Source organism: Cloacibacterium rupense, from assembly GCF_014645495.1.
Taxonomy (GTDB): Bacteria; Bacteroidota; Bacteroidia; order Flavobacteriales; family Weeksellaceae; genus Cloacibacterium; species Cloacibacterium rupense.
Genome location: NZ_BMLV01000005.1, coordinates 261977 through 280189, shown reverse-complemented (window position 1 = coordinate 280189; position 18213 = coordinate 261977). Strand labels below are relative to the sequence as shown.

At 33.6% G+C, this 18213-nt stretch carries 14 protein-coding genes; 5 read left to right on the top strand and 9 right to left on the bottom strand.

Annotation, left to right across the window (positions count from 1 at the left end; translation table 11 throughout):
• Positions 1-173: 173 nt before the first annotated feature.
• Positions 174-710, top strand: coding sequence for a hypothetical protein (locus tag IEW40_RS11885; protein WP_188618321.1), 537 nt, complete (start codon positions 174-176; stop codon positions 708-710).
• Positions 711-728: 18 nt separating this feature from the next.
• On the opposite strand, the gene IEW40_RS11880 is transcribed toward IEW40_RS11885, so the two are convergent.
• Positions 729-2360 (bottom strand): acyl-CoA carboxylase subunit beta, encoded by a 1632-nt coding sequence (locus IEW40_RS11880; RefSeq protein WP_188618320.1) that lies wholly within the window; start codon positions 2358-2360, stop codon positions 729-731.
• 447 nt (positions 2361-2807) lie between these two features.
• Between IEW40_RS11880 and IEW40_RS11875 the strand changes: the two genes are divergently transcribed.
• From IEW40_RS11875 to IEW40_RS11865, 3 genes are all read left to right on the top strand, one after another.
• The gene (locus tag IEW40_RS11875; protein WP_188618319.1) at positions 2808-3704 is read left to right on the top strand and encodes a DMT family transporter; all 897 of its coding nucleotides are present in this window, start codon (positions 2808-2810) and stop codon (positions 3702-3704) included.
• A 16-nt stretch (positions 3705-3720) separates the two neighbouring features.
• Positions 3721-4800: a putative type IX sorting system protein PorV2 gene (locus IEW40_RS11870; RefSeq protein WP_188618318.1), complete on the top strand. Its 1080-nt coding sequence runs from the start codon at positions 3721-3723 to the stop codon at positions 4798-4800.
• A 247-nt stretch (positions 4801-5047) separates the two neighbouring features.
• The gene (locus tag IEW40_RS11865; RefSeq protein WP_188618317.1) at positions 5048-5869 is read left to right on the top strand and encodes a hypothetical protein; all 822 of its coding nucleotides are present in this window, start codon (positions 5048-5050) and stop codon (positions 5867-5869) included.
• A gap of 162 nt (positions 5870-6031) precedes the next feature.
• On the opposite strand, the gene uvrC is transcribed toward IEW40_RS11865, so the two are convergent.
• The 7 genes from uvrC to IEW40_RS11830 all read right to left on the bottom strand — a co-directional run bounded on the left by uvrC (position 6032) and on the right by IEW40_RS11830 (position 17056).
• Entirely contained in the window at positions 6032-7822 is a 1791-nt protein-coding gene (gene uvrC / locus IEW40_RS11860; RefSeq protein WP_188618316.1) for an excinuclease ABC subunit UvrC, read from the bottom strand.
• A 78-nt stretch (positions 7823-7900) separates the two neighbouring features.
• Complete coding sequence (locus IEW40_RS11855) at positions 7901-8410, bottom strand: hypothetical protein (protein WP_188618315.1); 510 nt, start codon at positions 8408-8410, stop codon at positions 7901-7903.
• A 22-nt stretch (positions 8411-8432) separates the two neighbouring features.
• Complete coding sequence (locus tag IEW40_RS11850; RefSeq protein ID WP_188618314.1) at positions 8433-11570, bottom strand: UvrD-helicase domain-containing protein; 3138 nt, start codon at positions 11568-11570, stop codon at positions 8433-8435.
• 213 nt (positions 11571-11783) lie between these two features.
• Positions 11784-13412 (bottom strand): chaperonin GroEL, encoded by a 1629-nt coding sequence (gene groL, locus IEW40_RS11845; RefSeq protein ID WP_188618313.1) that lies wholly within the window; start codon positions 13410-13412, stop codon positions 11784-11786.
• 102 nt (positions 13413-13514) lie between these two features.
• Complete coding sequence (locus IEW40_RS11840) at positions 13515-13793, bottom strand: co-chaperone GroES (RefSeq protein WP_188618312.1); 279 nt, start codon at positions 13791-13793, stop codon at positions 13515-13517.
• Between the two features lie 189 nt (positions 13794-13982).
• Complete coding sequence (locus IEW40_RS11835) at positions 13983-16355, bottom strand: M1 family metallopeptidase (RefSeq protein WP_188618311.1); 2373 nt, start codon at positions 16353-16355, stop codon at positions 13983-13985.
• Between the two features lie 122 nt (positions 16356-16477).
• Positions 16478-17056: a HupE/UreJ family protein gene (locus IEW40_RS11830; protein WP_188618310.1), complete on the bottom strand. Its 579-nt coding sequence runs from the start codon at positions 17054-17056 to the stop codon at positions 16478-16480.
• Between the two features lie 64 nt (positions 17057-17120).
• On the opposite strand from IEW40_RS11830, the gene IEW40_RS11825 reads away from it, so the two are divergent.
• On the top strand, positions 17121-17621 hold the full coding sequence (locus tag IEW40_RS11825) for a DUF6702 family protein (RefSeq protein ID WP_188618309.1): 501 nt from the start codon (positions 17121-17123) through the stop codon (positions 17619-17621).
• A gap of 3 nt (positions 17622-17624) precedes the next feature.
• Here IEW40_RS11825 and IEW40_RS11820 read toward each other — a convergent pair whose 3' ends face one another.
• Positions 17625-18206 (bottom strand): acyl carrier protein phosphodiesterase, encoded by a 582-nt coding sequence (locus IEW40_RS11820; protein ID WP_188618308.1) that lies wholly within the window; start codon positions 18204-18206, stop codon positions 17625-17627.
• Positions 18207-18213 lie beyond the last annotated feature (7 nt).

Genomic DNA, 18213 nt, shown 5'->3' with positions numbered 1-18213 from the left:
TTAAGCCCTCTAGCGCCGATGGTACTGCTAACGCGGGAGAGTAGGTCGCCGCCAGTTTTTATTAAAAGCTCATCAACAACGTTGATGAGCTTTTTTTGTTTTTGAAATTTATTGGAATAAAACTTGTAATAAACTAAAATTTTATAATTTTGCTCTAAGTATTGTACATAATTATGAAAAAATTAGTGTTAATAATAGGACTTTTTTTTGCTGTAACGTCTTGTATTGTAAGTACAGCAACGAAAGTTGTAACTACTGCAGGTAAAGTTGCTATTGGAGCAGTGAAGGCTACGGTGAATGGAATTGATTGGGCAATTACTAAAGCGAATGGTAAGATTGATGATAGTAGGTTGAATGGAAAATGGAAAGTAGTTGGATTATTTAAAGGAGGTTTTGATGAGTTTTCATCACAAAATACTCAAAATAATTATGTAAATTGTATTGAAGGTAATGAGTTGTATGAATTTAAAGTAAAAAAGGAAAAATTTATTCATTATAATTGTGGTTCTACTATTCCAATGGAATATAAGTATAAATTTTCTTTTGAAAAAAATCCTGAAACTAGAACTAAGGAAAATATGATTACATATGGACCTTCTTACTTTTCAGTTCTTGATGTAACCAAGAAAACCCTTGCTTTAGAAGGGTACTTTGTCGAGGAGAATGGTATTAGAGTTAAAAGTATTTGTTTACTTGAAAGAGTTAAATGATTTCAAAATTTTAAAAGTTTATACTTGTATCACTCCCAAATTAAATTTTTCTGTGATTGGAGAATGATTGGCAGCTTCTATTCCTTTAGAAATCCATTTTCTAGTATCTAATGGATTGATGATGGCATCTACCCAAATTCTTGCTGCGGAATATTCACTTTTGGTTTGTTTGGTGTAGTTTTGAGTCGTTTTTTCCATTAATTGCTGGTGTTCTTCTTCGGAGATTTCTTTTCCTTGTTTTTTGAGAGCCGATTCTTGAATTTGAACCAAAACTTTTGCAGCTTGAGTTCCGCCCATTACCGCTAATTCTGCCCAAGGCCAAGAAACAATTAATCTTGGATCATAAGCTTTCCCACACATGGCGTAATTTCCTGCGCCGAAAGAATTTCCTGTAATAATGGTGAATTTAGGAACTACAGAATTGGCTACAGCATTTACCATTTTGGCGCCGTCTTTTATAATTCCGCCGTGTTCTGATTTGGAGCCTACCATAAAGCCTGTAACGTCTTGTAAGAAAACCAAAGGGATTTTTCTTTGATTGCAATTGGCAATAAATCGAGTGGCTTTATCTGCTGAATCCGAATAAATTACTCCACCAAATTGCATTTCGCCTTTGCCAGACTTCACCATTTTTCTTTGATTGGCAATAATTCCTACACTCCAACCGTCAATTCTTGCGGTACAACAAATAATCGTTTTACCGTAATCTGGTTTATATTCTTCGAATTCTGATTGATCAACCAATCTTTTGATGATTTCGTAAGTGTCGTATTGTTCGGCTCTGGAAGCTGGAATAATGCCAAAAATTTCTTCTGGATTTTCCTTTGGAGGAAAACTTTCGATTCTGTCAAAACCTGCTTTTTCGTAATCACCAATGGATTTTATAATGTTTTTAATTCTATCAAGTGCGTCTTTATCATTTTTGGCTTTGTAATCTGTTACTCCTGAAATTTCGCAGTGTGTAGTTGCACCGCCTAAAGTTTCGTTATCTATATTCTCTCCAATGGCAGCTTTTACTAAGTAGCTTCCTGCTAAAAAAATAGAACCCGTTTTGTCAACAATCATCGCTTCGTCACTCATTATTGGGAGATAAGCTCCACCTGCTACACAACTTCCCATAATGGCAGAAATTTGGATAATTCCCATTGAAGACATTTTTGCATTATTTCTAAAAATTCTACCAAAATGCTCTTTGTCTGGGAAAATTTCGTCTTGCATTGGGAGATAAACGCCTGCTGAATCTACCAAATAGATGATTGGCAATCTGTTTTCCATAGCGATTTCTTGAGCGCGAAGATTTTTCTTTCCTGTGATGGGAAACCAAGCTCCAGCTTTTACGGTGGCATCATTTGCTACAACAATGCATTGTTTACCTGAGATTTTACCAATTTTTACCACTACTCCGGCACTAGGGCAACCGCCGTGTTCTGTGTACATTTCGTGACCAGCAAAGGCTGCTATTTCAATGGCATCTTCTTCATCATTATCAAGAAGGTAAGCAATACGTTCTCTGGCAGATAATTTACCTTGTTCGTGTTGTTTTTCAATCGCTTTTTCTCCACCACCTTTTTTAATTTGAGAGTAGAGTTTATTGATTTCAGAAAGCCTAAGTTTATTGGCGTCTTCGTTTTTGTTGAATTGTAAATCCATAATTTATTTTGTGTCTCTAAAAATACACATTTTATGAAAATTAAAAAATGAAATAGCAATGAGATAAACTATAATTTTAATTAAAAAATAAAATAGTTGTACTGCTTCTGCGCTGCGCCCGTGATGGAGCGGCATGTCTGAGCTCTCCCGAAATGCAAAGGCTACAGGAGTTGGCTTTTGGGAAGCGAGTAGCGACAGCGCGAAAAGGCGCCCAAAAAATGAATGGTATAAATATTGAAAATTTAACTTTTTATTAAGAAATATTAATGATAAATATCACGTTTTAGAGTCAAATAGAATAAATGAGAGATTTTTCCTAATTAGTTTTTTATAGTTTATTATTTGAGACCGCCCCGAATTTCGAAGGAAGTTTGGGGCGGTGTTATTGAAGAGCAAATGCAGAAAAATAGAAAATAAGTGATATTTTTGCAGCAATAATTAGAAAATATGTACAGATCTGCCCATTTTAGGCTTCACTTGATTGTATTTCTTTGGGGATTTACCGCAATTTTAGGAAAATTGATTCACGCCAATGCAGAAGTTTTGGTGTTTTGTAGAATGCTTTTTGCAGCGGGTTTTCTTTATGTTTTTATAAGATTTATTAAAAAAGATAGCATTAAAATTTCCAAAAAATTGCTTTTAAAACTGATTGGAATTGGCAGTTTGATGGCTTTTCATTGGTTGTTTTTCTTTAGTTCTATCAAGGTTTCTAATGTTTCTATAGCGCTGAGTTGTTTGGGTACTTCTACACTTTTTGCAGCATTGCTAGAACCATTAATTTACAAAAGGAAAGTGGACTTGTCTGAAATTCTTATGGGAATTGTGATTGTAATCTGTATTTCTTTGATTTTTAAAGTAGAATTTCAATATAAGTTGGGGATTATTTATGGTTTGATTTGTGCTTTGTTGGGAACTATTTTCTCCGTTTTTAACGGGAAATTGTATGGTAAAACTTCTTCTGGAAATATAATTTTTTATGAAATTTTCGGGGGTTGGTTGGTGATTAGTTTGTATTATCTTTTTTCAGGACAAATTTCTCAGGTTGGAGTAATAAGTTATAGAGATTTAGCGTTATTAACCTTATTGGCAAGTGTTTTTACGGCTTTTCCGATGTTTGAATCGGTGAATTTAATGAAGTATATTTCGCCATTTACATTGATTTTAACTGTAAATTTAGAGCCAATTTATGGTATTATTCTCGCTTTTTTTATCTTTGGAGAATCCGAAAAAATGAGTGTTGTTTTTTATGGAGCTTCATTGGTAATGATTTTGGCAATTGTAGTCAACGGAATTATCAAGGCAAGGAAAAAATCAAAACAAGAGGCTGTAGAAAGTACGCTTTAGATATTATACAAATTAGATGAAAAAATATTTATTTTTTATTACCCTATTGTCGGTTTTTGGCAATGCACAAATCGTGAGAAAATATTCTAACGAGTTTCTAAACATTGGTGCAGGCGCTAGAGGTTTGGCGATGGGAGGAGCGGTAATTTCTAGCCAAAATGATGTTTACGCTCCTATGTGGAATCCTGCTGGTCTTACAGAAGTAGAAAGAGACTGGCAAGGTGCGGCTATGCACGCAGAATATTTCGAGTCTATTGCCAAGTATGATTATGTTTCTTTTGCTAAAGCTCTGGATTCTAAAAACGGAGTGTTGGGGATTTCTATCGTAAGATTAGGGATAGATAATATCTTGAATACTACACAAATGATAGATTCTGAAGGAAATATAGACTACGATAAAATCACTAAATTTTCTACTTCAGATTATGCAGGGATAATTTCTTATGCCTTTCACCCTGGCGGAAAACAAAAGATAAGCGTAGGTGTAAATGCCAAAATTGTATATAGAAATATAGGGAAATTTGCCAATGGTTTTGGTTTCGGGTTTGATTTAGGAGCAAACTATAAAGCTGATTCTGGCTACCAATTCGGCGCTATGCTTCGTGATGCGACTACAACAGTCAATTTCTGGTCGGTCAATCAAGAAGAACTTTCTACGGTAGTTAACGGAGAAGAATTTAACCCCGCGCCAAAAGACAAAATGGAAATTACAATGCCAAAACTCAATATGGGAATTTCTAAAAATTTCGAGTTGAATAGAGATTTAGAATTTCTTCCAGAAGCTGGTGTAAATGTAGATTTTGCCAAAACAGCTGCGCTAATTTCCACAGATTTTGCCAGTATCACGCCTTATCTTGGTGCAGAATTAAGCTTTCAGAAAATGATTTTTGTACGTGCAGGTGTCAATAAATTTCAAAACGTAACCGATATTGAAGACCTAAAAAGAAAAGTGACCTTTCAGCCAAGTGCCGGCATTGGGGTGCGCTATCGTGGTCTTACGCTAGATTACGCCATTACCAGTACCGGGATTGGAGGCAGCAATTATTTCTCTAATTTCTTTTCCCTAAAATTAGATATGGGAGATTTTAGAAATTAGAAGCACACATTTTTCGCTTTTTTTACTTCCTGTCCTGCTTTTCGCCACTCGCTTCCCGAAATCCAACTTCCTTTGCCCGCGCTATTTCGGGAGAGCTCAGACAATGGCTACAATCAGGGCTATTTTTGATGTTGCAGTTTTTCTTTCCACCATTTTCACAAAAAACTTTTTAGAAGAATGCAATAAATTTCTTACTTTTACTCAAGATAACTAGCAATCAATTTTACTTCAAATCAAAAATATAAAAATGAAAAAAATACTTTCTCTTTCGCTTGTATTCTGCTTGTCTATGGTTTTCGGACAAAACATTTCAGATTATCAGTACATCTATGTTCCTGCAAAATTTAAAGATTTTCAAACCAATCAATACAATCTGAATACCCAACTAAAAAAAGCTTTGATTGATAAAAAATACACCATCATTCACGAAGAAATGACCGATTGGCCAGCTGATCTGAGAGAAAATCCGTGCAAAGTTCTTACCGCAGAACTATTGAATGATTCTAATATGTTTAGAAACAGAGTAAAACTACAATTCACCAATTGTCAGAAAAAAGTAGTTTCCGAAACCAAAGGAAATTCATTGTACAAAGAATATGATTTAGGTTTTGAAGATGCACTTAATCTATCTTTAAAAACCATTCCTACTTCTTCTCCTAATCCTAATCTTTTTGTAGCAGATTTAAAGAGTAGTGTCAAGGAAGAAATACCTAGACCTATTGATTTAAAAGAAGTGAAAGAAATTAAAAATGAAGAACCTGTTTCTACTCCGCCTGTACCAACTAAGTCTGTAGAATCTAAATCTGTAGAATCTAAAAAAGCGGAATCTTACACCAATGGAAAAGTTAATTTACAAAAAGTACAGATTTCTAAAGATCAATTTATTTTGGTAAGTTCTAGTAGTTCTGTTCCTTTTGCTACTTTCAAAAATACAGCAAAAGCAGATGTTTACAGAGTAACTTTAGAAAACGGAACTTCTACTCTTGGCTACTACGAAAACGGAAATCTAGTGATAGAAATCCCAACCAGTGATGGAGATTTTAAAAGAGAAGTTTTTATAGCGAAATAAAAAGAACAGTATCAATTTTTTCCTTTTTTAACCACAAAAGCAATTAAAGATTTATTTTATTCTAAGCTATACAAAAGTAAAAAAAGTGATTAGTGAAAACTTTTTTTACTTTTGATAAACTTGTTTTCAAACATTTCTTTTGTGGTTTATAAATAAATGTGTTTATTGATTAAAAAACTCCCAAACAATTTTTCCTTTCTGCTTCCCAAGAATTTCTTCCAAAGTTTCTAGGTTGGCTTCTTTTATGCGTTTTACAGATTTTAGTTTTTTCAGAAGCAATTCTATAGTTTTTTCGCCAACTCCTGGTATTTCTTCTAATTCAGATTTTATGGTATTGTTGGTTCTACGCGTTCTGTGATGCTTCACGCCAAATCTATGCGCTTCGTCTCTTACTCTCTGTAAAATTTTCAAAGTCTCCGATTTTTTATCTAAATATAACGGAATTGAATCTTCAGGAAAGAAAATTTCTTCCAAACGTTTTGCAATTCCTACCACCGTAATTTTTCCGTACAAACCAAGCAATTTAAGACTTTTCACCGCAGAAGAAAGTTGACCTTTTCCTCCATCAATCAATATTAATTGTGGTAGATTTTCGCCTTCATCTAGCATTCTTTTGTAACGTCTGTAAATCACTTCTTCCATCGTTGCAAAATCATTCGGTCCTTCCACTGTTTTTACGTGAAAAATACGGTAATCAGATTTACTAGGTTTTCCATCTCTGAAAACTACACACGCAGAAACAGGATTGCTCCCTTGAATATTAGAATTATCAAAACCTTCAATATGTCTCGGTTCTACTGGCATTCGCAAAAGTTTTTGCATTTCAGCCATAATTCTATTGGTGTGTCTTTCTGGATCTACAATTTGTACTTGTTTCAATTTTTCGAGTCTGTATTCTCTAGCGTTTTTTTCAGAAAGTTCTACAATTCTTTTCTTGTCACCCACTTTTGGAACGATGAGTTTAATATTCGGAATTTCTATATTTAGATGAAAAGGAAGCAAAATTTCTTTGGATTCTGAAGCGAATTTTTGTCGGATTTCTACGAGGGCTTCTTCCAGAATTTCTTCATCAGTTTCTTCCAAAATTTTCTTAATTTCTGTGGTGAAACTTTGCACAATATTTCCGTTTCTAATTTTGAAAAAATTTACATAAGCTGCGGTTTCATCACTCGTCATTCCGAAAACATCTACATCATCTATGTTTGGATTGACAACCGTATTTCTTGCTTGATAATCATCTAAAAACTCTAATCTTTCTTTTACATTTTGCGCCGCTTCAAATTCTAAATTGGCAGCAAAACGAAACATCTCATCTTCTAAATATTTCCTCGCTTTTCGGAAATCTCCTTTGATAATTCCACGGATAGCGTCTATTTTTTCGTCATAACTTTCCTTACTTTCAAGGTTTTCGCAAGGCCCTTTACAATTTTTGATGTGATATTCTAAACAGACTTTGTATTTTCCGTCTTCAATTTTTTTCGGTGACAAGTCTAAATTACAAGAACGAATTTTATACAAATTTTTAATCGTCTCCAATAAAATTTTGGCAGGTCTTACTTTTGCATAAGGACCATAATATTCACTGCCGTCTTTTATGACATTTCTCGTCATAAAAATTCGTGGAAAATTTTCGTTTTTAATGCAAATCCAAGGATAAGTTTTGTCGTCTTTCAACATGACATTATAAAACGGTTGATGTTCTTTTATCAGATTATTTTCTAATAAAAGTGCATCATATTCAGAGTTTACAACGGTAGTTTCTAACCTCACGATTTTAGAAACCATAATTCTGGTTCTGTAACCGTTTTGATTTTTATTGAAATAAGAAAGCACTCTTTTCTTCAAATTTTTGGCTTTTCCTACGTACAAAAGTTGTCCGTTTTTATCGTAATAACGGTAAACTCCGGGTTCTGAAGGAAGCGTTTTAAGTTGAAGTTCGAGGTTTTCATTCATTGAACAAAAATAGTGAAAAATTTGCTGCCGTCATTGCGAGGAGTGAAACAACGAAGCAATCTGTTGGACTGAAAAGGATTATTTCATTTCCATTGCTTCAATATAAATCGCTTTTCCTCTTGGCAAAAGAACAGGTTCTACAAAAGGTTGTTCATCTAGAATTTTCACAGAAAAGATGGCCGATTTATCTAGTAAAAGGTACTCCTTTTCATCTACAAAATGTTTGTTGAGAACGATAGGTAAACTTTGATTTTCTTTAGAAATTTTATATTCTAAGTAAAAGCTTTGCAGATTTAACAGTTGAGTTTCAGGTTTAAATGTCATTTCTAGCGCTCCATTTTTAGCTTTTTCTCCGAATCGATTAGTTGCGTTTTCGCCTTTAAACACATTTATACTTTGTATGTTGTTTACATTTAAAGCGCTTGCATAAAGATAAGTTTTGTTACCATTTGCAATGACTAAAGGTGCATTTTCTTTAATGAAAATATTTTTTGAATTTTTATCAGTTGGTGCTGTTCTGATATCAAAATTTTGAGCAAAACTCAATTGAGTAAACGATAAAGCAAGGAGAAATAATAATTTTTTCATTGGTTATAATTTTTTTACGAAGTTACAAATAAATCAATTCCGCACCGCCAATTTTTCTACCCAAATTTTCCATCGCTTTTTGGTATAAATCAATTTGTTTTTGATGTTTTTCTGATGGATTTCCCGTTTTGAAATCGATGATAAACCAGACGTCATCTATTTTCACCATTCTGTCTGGTCTGTAGGTTTTTCCGTCAATCATTAGTTCTCTTTCACTTAAAACTTCTTGATTTTCAGCAAAAAATTTCGGGTGTTTTTCTATAATTTCAAAAATTCTTTCGGTGATTTCAGTCTTTTCAGTTTCCGTAATTAATCCTTCTAAAAGATAAGATTTCAAAACTTTTTCTACATCATTTTTGGTGTTGATTTTCGCTAAAATTTCGTGAGTGAAAATTCCATTTCTTACTTTTTCGTTTCTTTCCTGATAATTTTTAGATGGCGTTGCAATGGTAATATTAGCGGATTTTTCGTGTTTTTGAGTTAATGAAGAAATTTGTTGAGAAACGTGCTGTTTTTCTTCTTTTTTGCTTTGTTTTTTTAGAGCATTCTCATCAATTTTAAAAACATCAAAACTGTCTAAATTTTCTACATTTTTAGATTTTAAAAAATCATAAATTTCAATATTTGAAGATTTTTCTGCACCTGTTTTACTGTCAGTTCCAGGTTTTTGAACGTAAAGAAAAAGCTGTTCTACAGGTCTAGTTGTGGCAACATATTGCAAACACAATCTGTCGATGAAATTTTTGTAAGCATTTTCTTCGTTAAATTCAGAAATTTGGTCATCGTAGGTTTGTAATTTTTTGTCGAAACCACCAATGTTTACTGATTTCAAAGCGGTATTTTCTTCCAAAGAAAACCAATCCTGAATTTTACTGTCTTTGTGTGCATTTTCCATCGGTAGAAAAACAATTGGGAATTCTAAACCTTTTGCTTTGTGAATGGTCATTAATTGCACCGCATCAATATTTTCCGATGCTTGAATGCTCGTGTTTTTGCCTTCTTCTTCCCAAAAATTAAGAAAATCTTTCAAAGTTGCACCCGCATTTTGCGTGTAATTGTAAAGCAACTCTAAAAAATTGAGTAAGAAGTCGGTTTCTTTATCTTTCACCGAAAATTCGTGGATGTAATATTCAATGAAATTGTACAAATTAAGATGCGGAAAATCTTCTTGTTTCAGTGCAACACCATAATTTTCTTTGATGAAATTTTCAATGTCTTTTTTATTTTCGATTTCTAAAATTTGCTTCATTTCCACCGAAAAATCCTGCATTGCTATTCTTCCAGATTTTTCTAATTCGTACATCATTTTCACCAAAAATCTTCTGTTTTTAGGAAAAGTTTCCCAATTTAAAAACTGAATCAAAGCTCGAAGTGTTCCCGAAAGTTCGAGTGTTAAGCCTTTTTCAGAAATGGTTTTAATATAGGTTTCTTCGCCTTTGTAATTCACTTTTAGATTTCCCAACAATTTAGAGAAATTGAAAATATCATTATTTCCTCGACAAAGAATGGTGATGTCGCTAAATTCAAAACCATTATTGATGCACTCTTGCAAATCTTGCTGCATTTTTTCGGTGCAATCTTGGTAATAAATTTCCTTCAAATCATTTTCTAAAAAATGGACTTTCACTCTGCCTTCTTTTTCAGAAAAAGCAGTTTGTTCTGCATCTTTTCCGAATAATTTGGCGTGTTCTTCATTGAGATAACTTCCGTAGAAATGATACAATTCATTATTGAATTTCACAATATTTTTGGCGCTTCTAAAGTTTTGTTGAAGCGTTTCAATTTCCACTTCAATCGGCGAAATGTCTTTTTTATTGATAATGTCGAGCATTATTTCTGCATTCCCACCTCTGAATCTATAAATACTTTGTTTCGGGTCGCCAACTAACGTAAAACTAGAATTTTCGGTTGCGATGTTGTGGTCACGGAGCGGAAGAAAATTCATCCACTGTAATGCAGAAGTATCTTGAAATTCATCGAAAAAATAGTGTTGAAATTGTATTCCCACTTTTTCATAAATGAATGCAGAAGGTTCATTGCGAAGATTTTCGTTAATCAAAACATTAAATTTTGAAAGCAAAACCAAATCGTTTTCATCTTCGATTTGTTGCAATTGGTCTTGAATTTCTTTGTTGACTTTCAAAGGCAATAATGCTCGTAAAATTTTCTCTTTTTTCTCTCCAAGAATATAATTTTGAATAATTTTTCTACGATTTTCAATTAAAGTTTCTAGTATAGAAAAAATAATTCCTTCTTTGTTTTTACTTTTTGTGGAAGCTCCTTTTTGATAACTTTCGAGTTTTCGGTTTTCTTCGGCTTCTGTTTCGTAAAGCAAAGGTTCAGATTTTTCTATAATTCTGTTGAAAAATCCACCGATTCCATTTTTTCCATTGGCAAAATCTTCGATTTCTAAACCGTTGTTTTTAATTAAATCTAAAGAATCTTGCGCAATTTTTTTAGAATTTTCTTTGAGTTCGCGGATTTCAGTTCTGATGTTATTTTTGGTGTTTTCGTAGGCTTTCCAATCAAAATCTTTATTTTCTTCAAGCCAATGATAGTGCTTGTCGTTCACAAATTCTTTAGCAGAATCGAGTAGGGTTTTATTGATGTTGACACGTTCATTTTGGTCGAGACTATAATTTACATAATCGAGAAAAGCTTCGGAAATTTGTTCGTCTTCGCCAATTTTATTGAGCATTTGATCCACAGCTTCAATCAAAAACGGTTCTGGCTGAATTTCTAAATTAAAATTCTGCGCCAAACCCAATTCATAAGAAAAACTTCTCACCAATTTTGCGTTGAATTTATCAATCGTTCCGATGTTTAAAGTAGAGTAGTTGTGTAAAATATAATCCAACACTTTCTGTGAGCGTTGATGCAAATCGTCTAACGTAATTTTCTTGCCTTGTTCTTCAAATCTTTGTTGAATTCCGAGTAATTTATCGTTTTCGGCGTAGTTTTCTTGTGTAAATTCTTTGAGCCAAGAAAGAATTCTTTCCTTCATTTCGTTGGCTGCTTTATTGGTAAAAGTGAGCGCCAAAATATGACGAATAGCGTCTTTTTGATAAGGATTTTCAAGGCAAATCATCAACACTCTTTGTACCAAAGTGTAGGTTTTACCAGAACCGGCAGAAGCATTGATGGCGATGTATGGTTTCATTAGTTTGAAATTAATTTTACTAATTTCTTGAAAATTTTTGGAAATAAAAAATTTTTAAAACTGCAAAAGTGACAAAAGAAATTATTGGAGTAAGCTTTTCAAAAGTAAAAAAAGTTTCTAATTGCTGATTAAAAAAATCCGCTCAAAAAAATTGAACGGATTATATATATTTGCTTCTAGAAATTGGCAAATAGCTATTAGCTAAAAGCCGTATTACATCATTCCTGGCATTCCTCCTCCCATTGGTGGCATTGCACTTTCAGGTTTTGGAACTTCTGTGATTACACATTCTGTAGTTAATAGCATTCCTGATACAGAAGCTGCGTTTTCTAGAGCAACTCTAGTTACTTTAGTTGGGTCTATAATTCCTGCTTCTAGCATATTTACATATTCATCAGTTTTTGCATTATAACCGAAATCTCCGCTTCCTTCTGCTACTTTAGCTACAATTACAGAACCTTCACCTCCTGCATTTGCTACGATTTGTCTCAATGGTTCTTCGATGGCTCTTTTTACGATTTTGATACCAGTAGATTCATCTTGGTTAGCTCCAGAAAGGTTTTCTAATGCAGGAATTGCTCTTACTAAAGCAACACCACCACCAGCTACAATTCCTTCTTCTACAGCAGCTCTAGTAGCGTGAAGTGCATCGTCAACTCTGTCTTTTTTCTCTTTCATTTCTACTTCAGAAGCAGCACCTACATAAAGAACAGCAACTCCACCAGCTAATTTAGCCAATCTTTCTTGCAATTTTTCTTTATCATAATCTGAAGTAGTAGATTCCATTTGAGCTTTGATTTGGTTTACTCTACCTTTGATTTCTTCTTCGTTACCAGCTCCGTTTACGATGGTTGTATTGTCTTTGTCGATAGTTACTTTTTCTGCTCTACCTAGCATTTCAATCGTAACATTGTCCATATTGAAACCTCTTTCCTCAGAAACAACTTGTCCACCAGTTAAGATAGCGATATCTTCTAACATTGCTTTTCTTCTGTCTCCGAAACCTGGAGCTTTCACCGCAGCAATTTTAAGAGAACCTCTTAATTTGTTTACCACTAAAGTCGCCAAAGCTTCACCTTCTACTTCTTCAGAAATGATTAATAGAGACTTTCCTTGTTGAGCCACAGGTTCTAGAACAGGTAATAATTCTTTCATTGAAGAGATTTTTTTCTCAACTAAAAGGATGAAAGGATTGTCAAGTTCAGCCACCATTTTTTCAGCATTGGTCACGAAATATGGAGATTGGTAACCTCTATCGAATTGCATACCTTCTACTACATCTACAGTAGTGTCAGTGCCTTTAGCTTCTTCTACAGTGATTACACCTTCTTTACCTACTTTAGAGAACGCTTCAGAGATTAAAGTTCCGATGGTGTCATCATTATTTGCTGAAATAGAAGCAACTTGCTTAATTTTTTCAGCAGAATCACCTACAGATTGAGATTGAGATTTAAGATTTTCAACAACCGCAGTTACTGCTTTGTCGATTCCTCTTTTTAAATCCATAGGATTAGCACCAGCAGCTACGTTTTTAAGTCCTTCTCTTACAATTGCTTGAGCCAAAACAGTAGCAGTAGTAGTTCCATCACCTGCAATATCATTGGTTTTAGAAGCTACTTCTTTTACCATTTGTGCGCCCATATTTTCTACTTTGTCTTCTAGCTCAATTTCTTTCGCTACAGAAACTCCGTCTTTAGTTACGTGAGGAGCACCGAAAGCTTTTTCGATTACTACGTTTCTACCTTTTGGTCCTAAAGTTACTTTTACTGCATTAGCTAATGCGTCTACCCCTCTCTTTAGGGCGTCTCTTGATTCAATATCGAATTTTATTTCTTTTGCCATATTATTTTGCTTTTTGCTGTCGGCTTTTTGCTTTCAGCATAATTAATATTAAATTTTATTTTCTTTCCAAATGCGGAATGCTAACTGCTGATTGCCGAAAGCTTATCCAATAATTCCTAATAAATCACCTTCTCTTACAATTAAATAATCTTTACCGTCTAGTTTTAATTCAGAACCAGCATATTTTCCGTAAAGTACTCTGTCACCAACTTTCACAGTCATTGGTTCGTCTGGCTTTCCGTTGCCTACAGCAACTACAGTTCCTTCTTGTGGTTTTTCTTTTGCGGTGTCAGGAATGATGATTCCTGATGCGGTTTTAGTTTCTGCTTGTACAGGTTCTACTAAAACTCTGTCTGCTAATGGTTTAAAATTTACTGACATATGTATAATTATTTTTTAAAGTTAATCTTCTTGTACTTTCTCTAAATCTGTGCCAAGTCTATTTTGAGATTTTAAATTTTGGATTTGAGATAATTTTGGCAGAGTTATGACAAATGATGTGAAATTTTGGCAGAAAAAAAAACCACTCAAAATTTTGAGTGGCTTGTTGTTTTATCAATTATCTAAGAGTTAATTTTTCTTTCCTGCGGCTTGCATTGGGTTGACCATTCCAGGTGCAGCTCCTCTAGCACGCTGCTGTTGTCTATCTTTGAATACTTGGAATTTGGTAGGTTCTGAGAAAGTTCCCCAGAAGTTATTAGAAGTATCAATGTCAGCAGTTTCTTTCATTGGGTCTAGTTGAATAGACTTTAATTTTTTGTCGAAGAAATAAGTTTTAGAAACTGTTTTTTCATTTTTTCTCCAAATTTGAGCAGAGATTTTATCGTTTAATTTAGAACCGTCTTCGAAGGTGAATTCTAAAATAAGTGGCATTACTAAACCTCCTTTATTAGAGAAATCTATTTGATAACCTGTTAAATTTTTAAATTTTTCTCTTTCTTTTTCGGTCAAGTTTTCTGCTGCTTCACCTTTTATGGTGTATTCTTTAGTAGTATCTACATTTTCTAGACCTCTATCATATCTCCAGTAGAAATCTTGGGTAGACGTGTCTTTATCTGTGTAAAAAGTGATTTTTTTATCTTCTCTGTTTCTGATTTTAGAAATGTCTTCAAAATCATTAAGCGCAGGTTTTTCTACTTTATATTTAAATTCTCTTGCGTTTGCTTTTCCATCAAAATCAGGAGTAGCTACGGTTACTTTATCAATCGCAATATCTACAGGATCTGTGCTATAGAACCAACCTCTCCAGAACCAATCTAAGTCTTCACCACTTGCATCTTCCATTGTTCTGAAGAAATCTGCAGGCTCAGGATGTCTAAATGCCCATCTTTTTGCATAGGTTTTAAAAGCTTTATCAAAAAGCTCTCTTCCCATAATGGTTTCTCTTAAAATATTAAGACCAGTTGCAGGTTTAGAATATGCGTTTGGCCCAAACTGAATGATATTTTCAGAATTAGACATAATAGGCTCTAATTGATCTTTTGGTAGTTTCATGTAATCTACAATCGTATGAGCAGGCCCTCTTTTTGATGGAAATTTGTTATCCCAAAGTTCTTCTGTAAGATATTCTACAAAAGTATTAAGTCCTTCGTCCATCCAAGACCATTGTCTCTCGTCAGAATTGATAATCATTGGGAAGAAATTGTGACCAACTTCATGAATGATTACCCCCAGCATTCCGTTTTTAATTCCTTCAGAGTAGGTGCCGTCTTTTTCTGTTCTACCATAGTTGAAACAAATCATAGGATATTCCATTCCGTTGGCTGCTTCAATAGATTGAGCTACAGGATAAGGATAAGGAATGGTAAAATCTGAATACGTTTTGATGGTGTGAGCTACCGCTTTTGTAGAATATTTTCTGTATAACCCGTAAGCTTCTTTAGGATAAAGACTCATACACATTACTTTATTATTATTCTCAGCAATTACCTGAGGCATAGCATCCCAAATGAATTTTCTAGAAGAAGTCCAAGCGAAATCTCTTACATTTTCTGCTTCGAAAACCCAAGTTTTTCTATTTTTAGATTTAGATTTTTCTGCTTTTTTAGCTTCATCTAATGTTACTATTTCTACTGGTTCTGTCGCATTTTGAGCTTTTTGCCATCTTGCTAATTGTTCTGGTGTAAGCACTTCTGAGAAGTTTTTACCAACACCTGTAGAAGCAATGGTATGATCTGCAGGAACATTCATTTTTACTTTGAAATTACCAAAAGTAAGTGCAAATTCTCCTCTACCTGTAAATTGGTGGTTTTGCCATCCTTGGAAATCTGAGTATACACAAAGTCTAGGGTACCATTGTGTCATGGTAAAAAGATAGTTCCCATCTTCTGGGAAGAATTCATAACCGCCTCTTCCGCCCATTTTCATACGGTCGGCAATATTGTAGTTCCAATCTATTTTAAACTTGAAATTTTCTCCTTTTTTTAATTTTTTAGGCAAATCTATTCTCATCATCGTTTTATTCACTACATATGAAAGTGGTTTGCCATCAGCATCAGTTACTTTTTCTAGATTTATACCAAAGCCGTTATCTTTAGCTGGCAATTCTGAAGCAGATAATCTAGAACTAGAAGTTTGTTTCGGTAAAACTGAGCTGTTGTCATATCCTGCATTTTTCACCGAAGATTGTTGGTTTTCGTCTAATTGAATCCAAAGATACTCTAATTCATCAGGAGAATTGTTGTAGTAAGTGATGGTTTCAGAGCCTTTTAGGTTGAGTTTGTCTTCGTCTAAATAAGCAGAAATGTCATAATCTGCACGCTGTTGCCAGTAATCATGGCCGGGTGCACCAGATGCAGTTCTGTAATTATTAGGGGTAGGTAAAATGGTGCCCAATTGTTCAAATTTGTTCCCGTGATTGCTGCCAGGATTGTTTTGAATGTTTTGAGCAGAAATGCTCACCATAGAGCATAAAAACACAAAGATGTTTAGACTCCTTTTCATTATCAAATTAATTTTCTAGATATGTCAACAAATATAGGTATTTGTTACAAAAAAACTTATTAATTTTAAACAATTGTTCAAAAATAATGGGGTTTAAATCCGAAAATGTGATTTTAATAGGACTAAAATGGTGTTCTTTCGATTGCCATTTTAAGAGAGAAGAGTAAAATAGGAATAGAAACTATAATTATCCAATGTTTTTTCTGTAATTTTAAAAAAGTAGAAAGCAAGAAAAAAAGACTTAAAACAATAATTACGACTGCAATTTGACCTATTTCTAAACCCACATTAAATCCAAATAACGGTATCGTAATACTTTGCTCTTGTGCCAGCATCATTCTTACAGAGTTGGCAAATCCCATTCCGTGGATTAATCCAAAAAATAGAGCTAAAAAATAATTGAGTTTTATTAATTGTTCTTGGTTTTTAGAAAAAATAAGATTGTCTAAAGCCGTGAAAACGATGGTGCAAGGAATCAAAAATTCTATCCAATTGCTAGGAAATCTGATGATATCAAACGCACTAAGAGCAAGAGTTACAGAGTGCCCAATCGTAAAAGCAGTTACCAAAATGAGAACTTTTTTTGCATCTTTGAAACTGAAAATAGCCACCAATGCTAATATGAACAATTGATGGTCTAGTGCATCACTAGAAATAATATGTTCCCAGCCTAATTGTAAATAAAATAAAAAATCTGTCATTCTTTTTAAAATAAGTTACGAAAATAATGATTAATTTCGAAACGAAAATTGAAATGTATTTGTTATGAAGAAGCTCTTTATATTATTTGGGATGTTGTTTTTCCTTCTGCTTTCTGCAAAAGATAAGCATCCGTATCATGTTGGTTCTGTTGAGATTAATTATAATGCTAAAACTAAAACTTTTGAGATTTCAGCCAGACTTTTCTTAGATGACTTAGAGAATGGGCTCAATAAAAAGTACAATCAGACCTTACATTTTGGAGAGGAAAAAAGTAAAGAAGCCATTGATAAAGCTTTAGAAAATTATTTTTCAGAATATTTTAAACTAAAAAATAACAACAAATTTTTAAAAATTAATTTCTTAGGATATGAAGAAGATAAAGAAGCGGTCAATATTTACTTAGAATCTGAGATTGCCGAAGCACCCAAAAAAGTAGAAACGGCGGTAAGTTTATTGTATAATTTGTATGATGACCAGATGAATATTGTTCATATTATTGTCAATGGAAACAGAAAAAGTAGCAAGATGAATTATCCAGATAGATATCTCTATCAGCTATTTTAAATTTTAAAAATTCTCATTGAATTTATCACAAAAATCTTTCAATTCTGGGAAAAATTCATCGTAGCATTTTCTTAAAAAATCTTTGTTGTGCTGAAAAAACCCATATACAGGGATGGTGTTGTTCAGGTATTTTGCCTTGTTGAGCACATTGGTAATGCTGTATTCCATTCCCCAATCAAAACGGTAATTGTATAGCCAATTGTCTTTTTCCATCCTAGGAAGGATTTTTCTGAAATTTTCAGGCAAAATCTCTTCGTGATTGTTTAAAACTTGATAAACATGAGCGGTGAAATCTCGCCATTCTTTGTCAGATTTTACATTTTTGTCATTGGCTAAAAAATAATCAAAAACCACATCTACAAAAGCTCCAGAATATAATCTCACTATCGGTTGGAACACTTTTTTGGCTTCCAAAACTTTAGGGTGTACGTCTGTAAAAGCATCTATGGCACGGTGCAGTGTTATACCTTGCTGTATTCCTTCAGGATAATCATATCGATTTTTGTTTTTGATAAAATCACCAAGAATGTTTCCTACAATTTGTTCATCGGAATAAGAAAGAAATGTGTGAGCAAGGTAATTCATAACTTTC

What these genes read in the sequence shown, in the direction of transcription:
- IEW40_RS11885 (WP_188618321.1), top strand. Translation starts at nt 174, where the DNA reads ATGAAAAAATTAGTGTTAATAATAGGACTTTTTTTTGCTGTAACGTCT.
- IEW40_RS11880 (WP_188618320.1), bottom strand. Translation starts at nt 2,360, where the DNA reads ATGGATTTACAATTCAACAAAAACGAAGACGCCAATAAACTTAGGCTT.
- IEW40_RS11875 (WP_188618319.1), top strand. Translation starts at nt 2,808, where the DNA reads ATGTACAGATCTGCCCATTTTAGGCTTCACTTGATTGTATTTCTTTGG.
- IEW40_RS11870 (WP_188618318.1), top strand. Translation starts at nt 3,721, where the DNA reads ATGAAAAAATATTTATTTTTTATTACCCTATTGTCGGTTTTTGGCAAT.
- IEW40_RS11865 (WP_188618317.1), top strand. Translation starts at nt 5,048, where the DNA reads ATGAAAAAAATACTTTCTCTTTCGCTTGTATTCTGCTTGTCTATGGTT.
- uvrC (WP_188618316.1), bottom strand. Translation starts at nt 7,822, where the DNA reads ATGAATGAAAACCTCGAACTTCAACTTAAAACGCTTCCTTCAGAACCC.
- IEW40_RS11855 (WP_188618315.1), bottom strand. Translation starts at nt 8,410, where the DNA reads ATGAAAAAATTATTATTTCTCCTTGCTTTATCGTTTACTCAATTGAGT.
- IEW40_RS11850 (WP_188618314.1), bottom strand. Translation starts at nt 11,570, where the DNA reads ATGAAACCATACATCGCCATCAATGCTTCTGCCGGTTCTGGTAAAACC.
- groL (WP_188618313.1), bottom strand. Translation starts at nt 13,412, where the DNA reads ATGGCAAAAGAAATAAAATTCGATATTGAATCAAGAGACGCCCTAAAG.
- IEW40_RS11840 (WP_188618312.1), bottom strand. Translation starts at nt 13,793, where the DNA reads ATGTCAGTAAATTTTAAACCATTAGCAGACAGAGTTTTAGTAGAACCT.
- IEW40_RS11835 (WP_188618311.1), bottom strand. Translation starts at nt 16,355, where the DNA reads ATGAAAAGGAGTCTAAACATCTTTGTGTTTTTATGCTCTATGGTGAGC.
- IEW40_RS11830 (WP_188618310.1), bottom strand. Translation starts at nt 17,056, where the DNA reads ATGACAGATTTTTTATTTTATTTACAATTAGGCTGGGAACATATTATT.
- IEW40_RS11825 (WP_188618309.1), top strand. Translation starts at nt 17,121, where the DNA reads ATGAAGAAGCTCTTTATATTATTTGGGATGTTGTTTTTCCTTCTGCTT.
- IEW40_RS11820 (WP_188618308.1), bottom strand. Translation starts at nt 18,206, where the DNA reads ATGAATTACCTTGCTCACACATTTCTTTCTTATTCCGATGAACAAATT.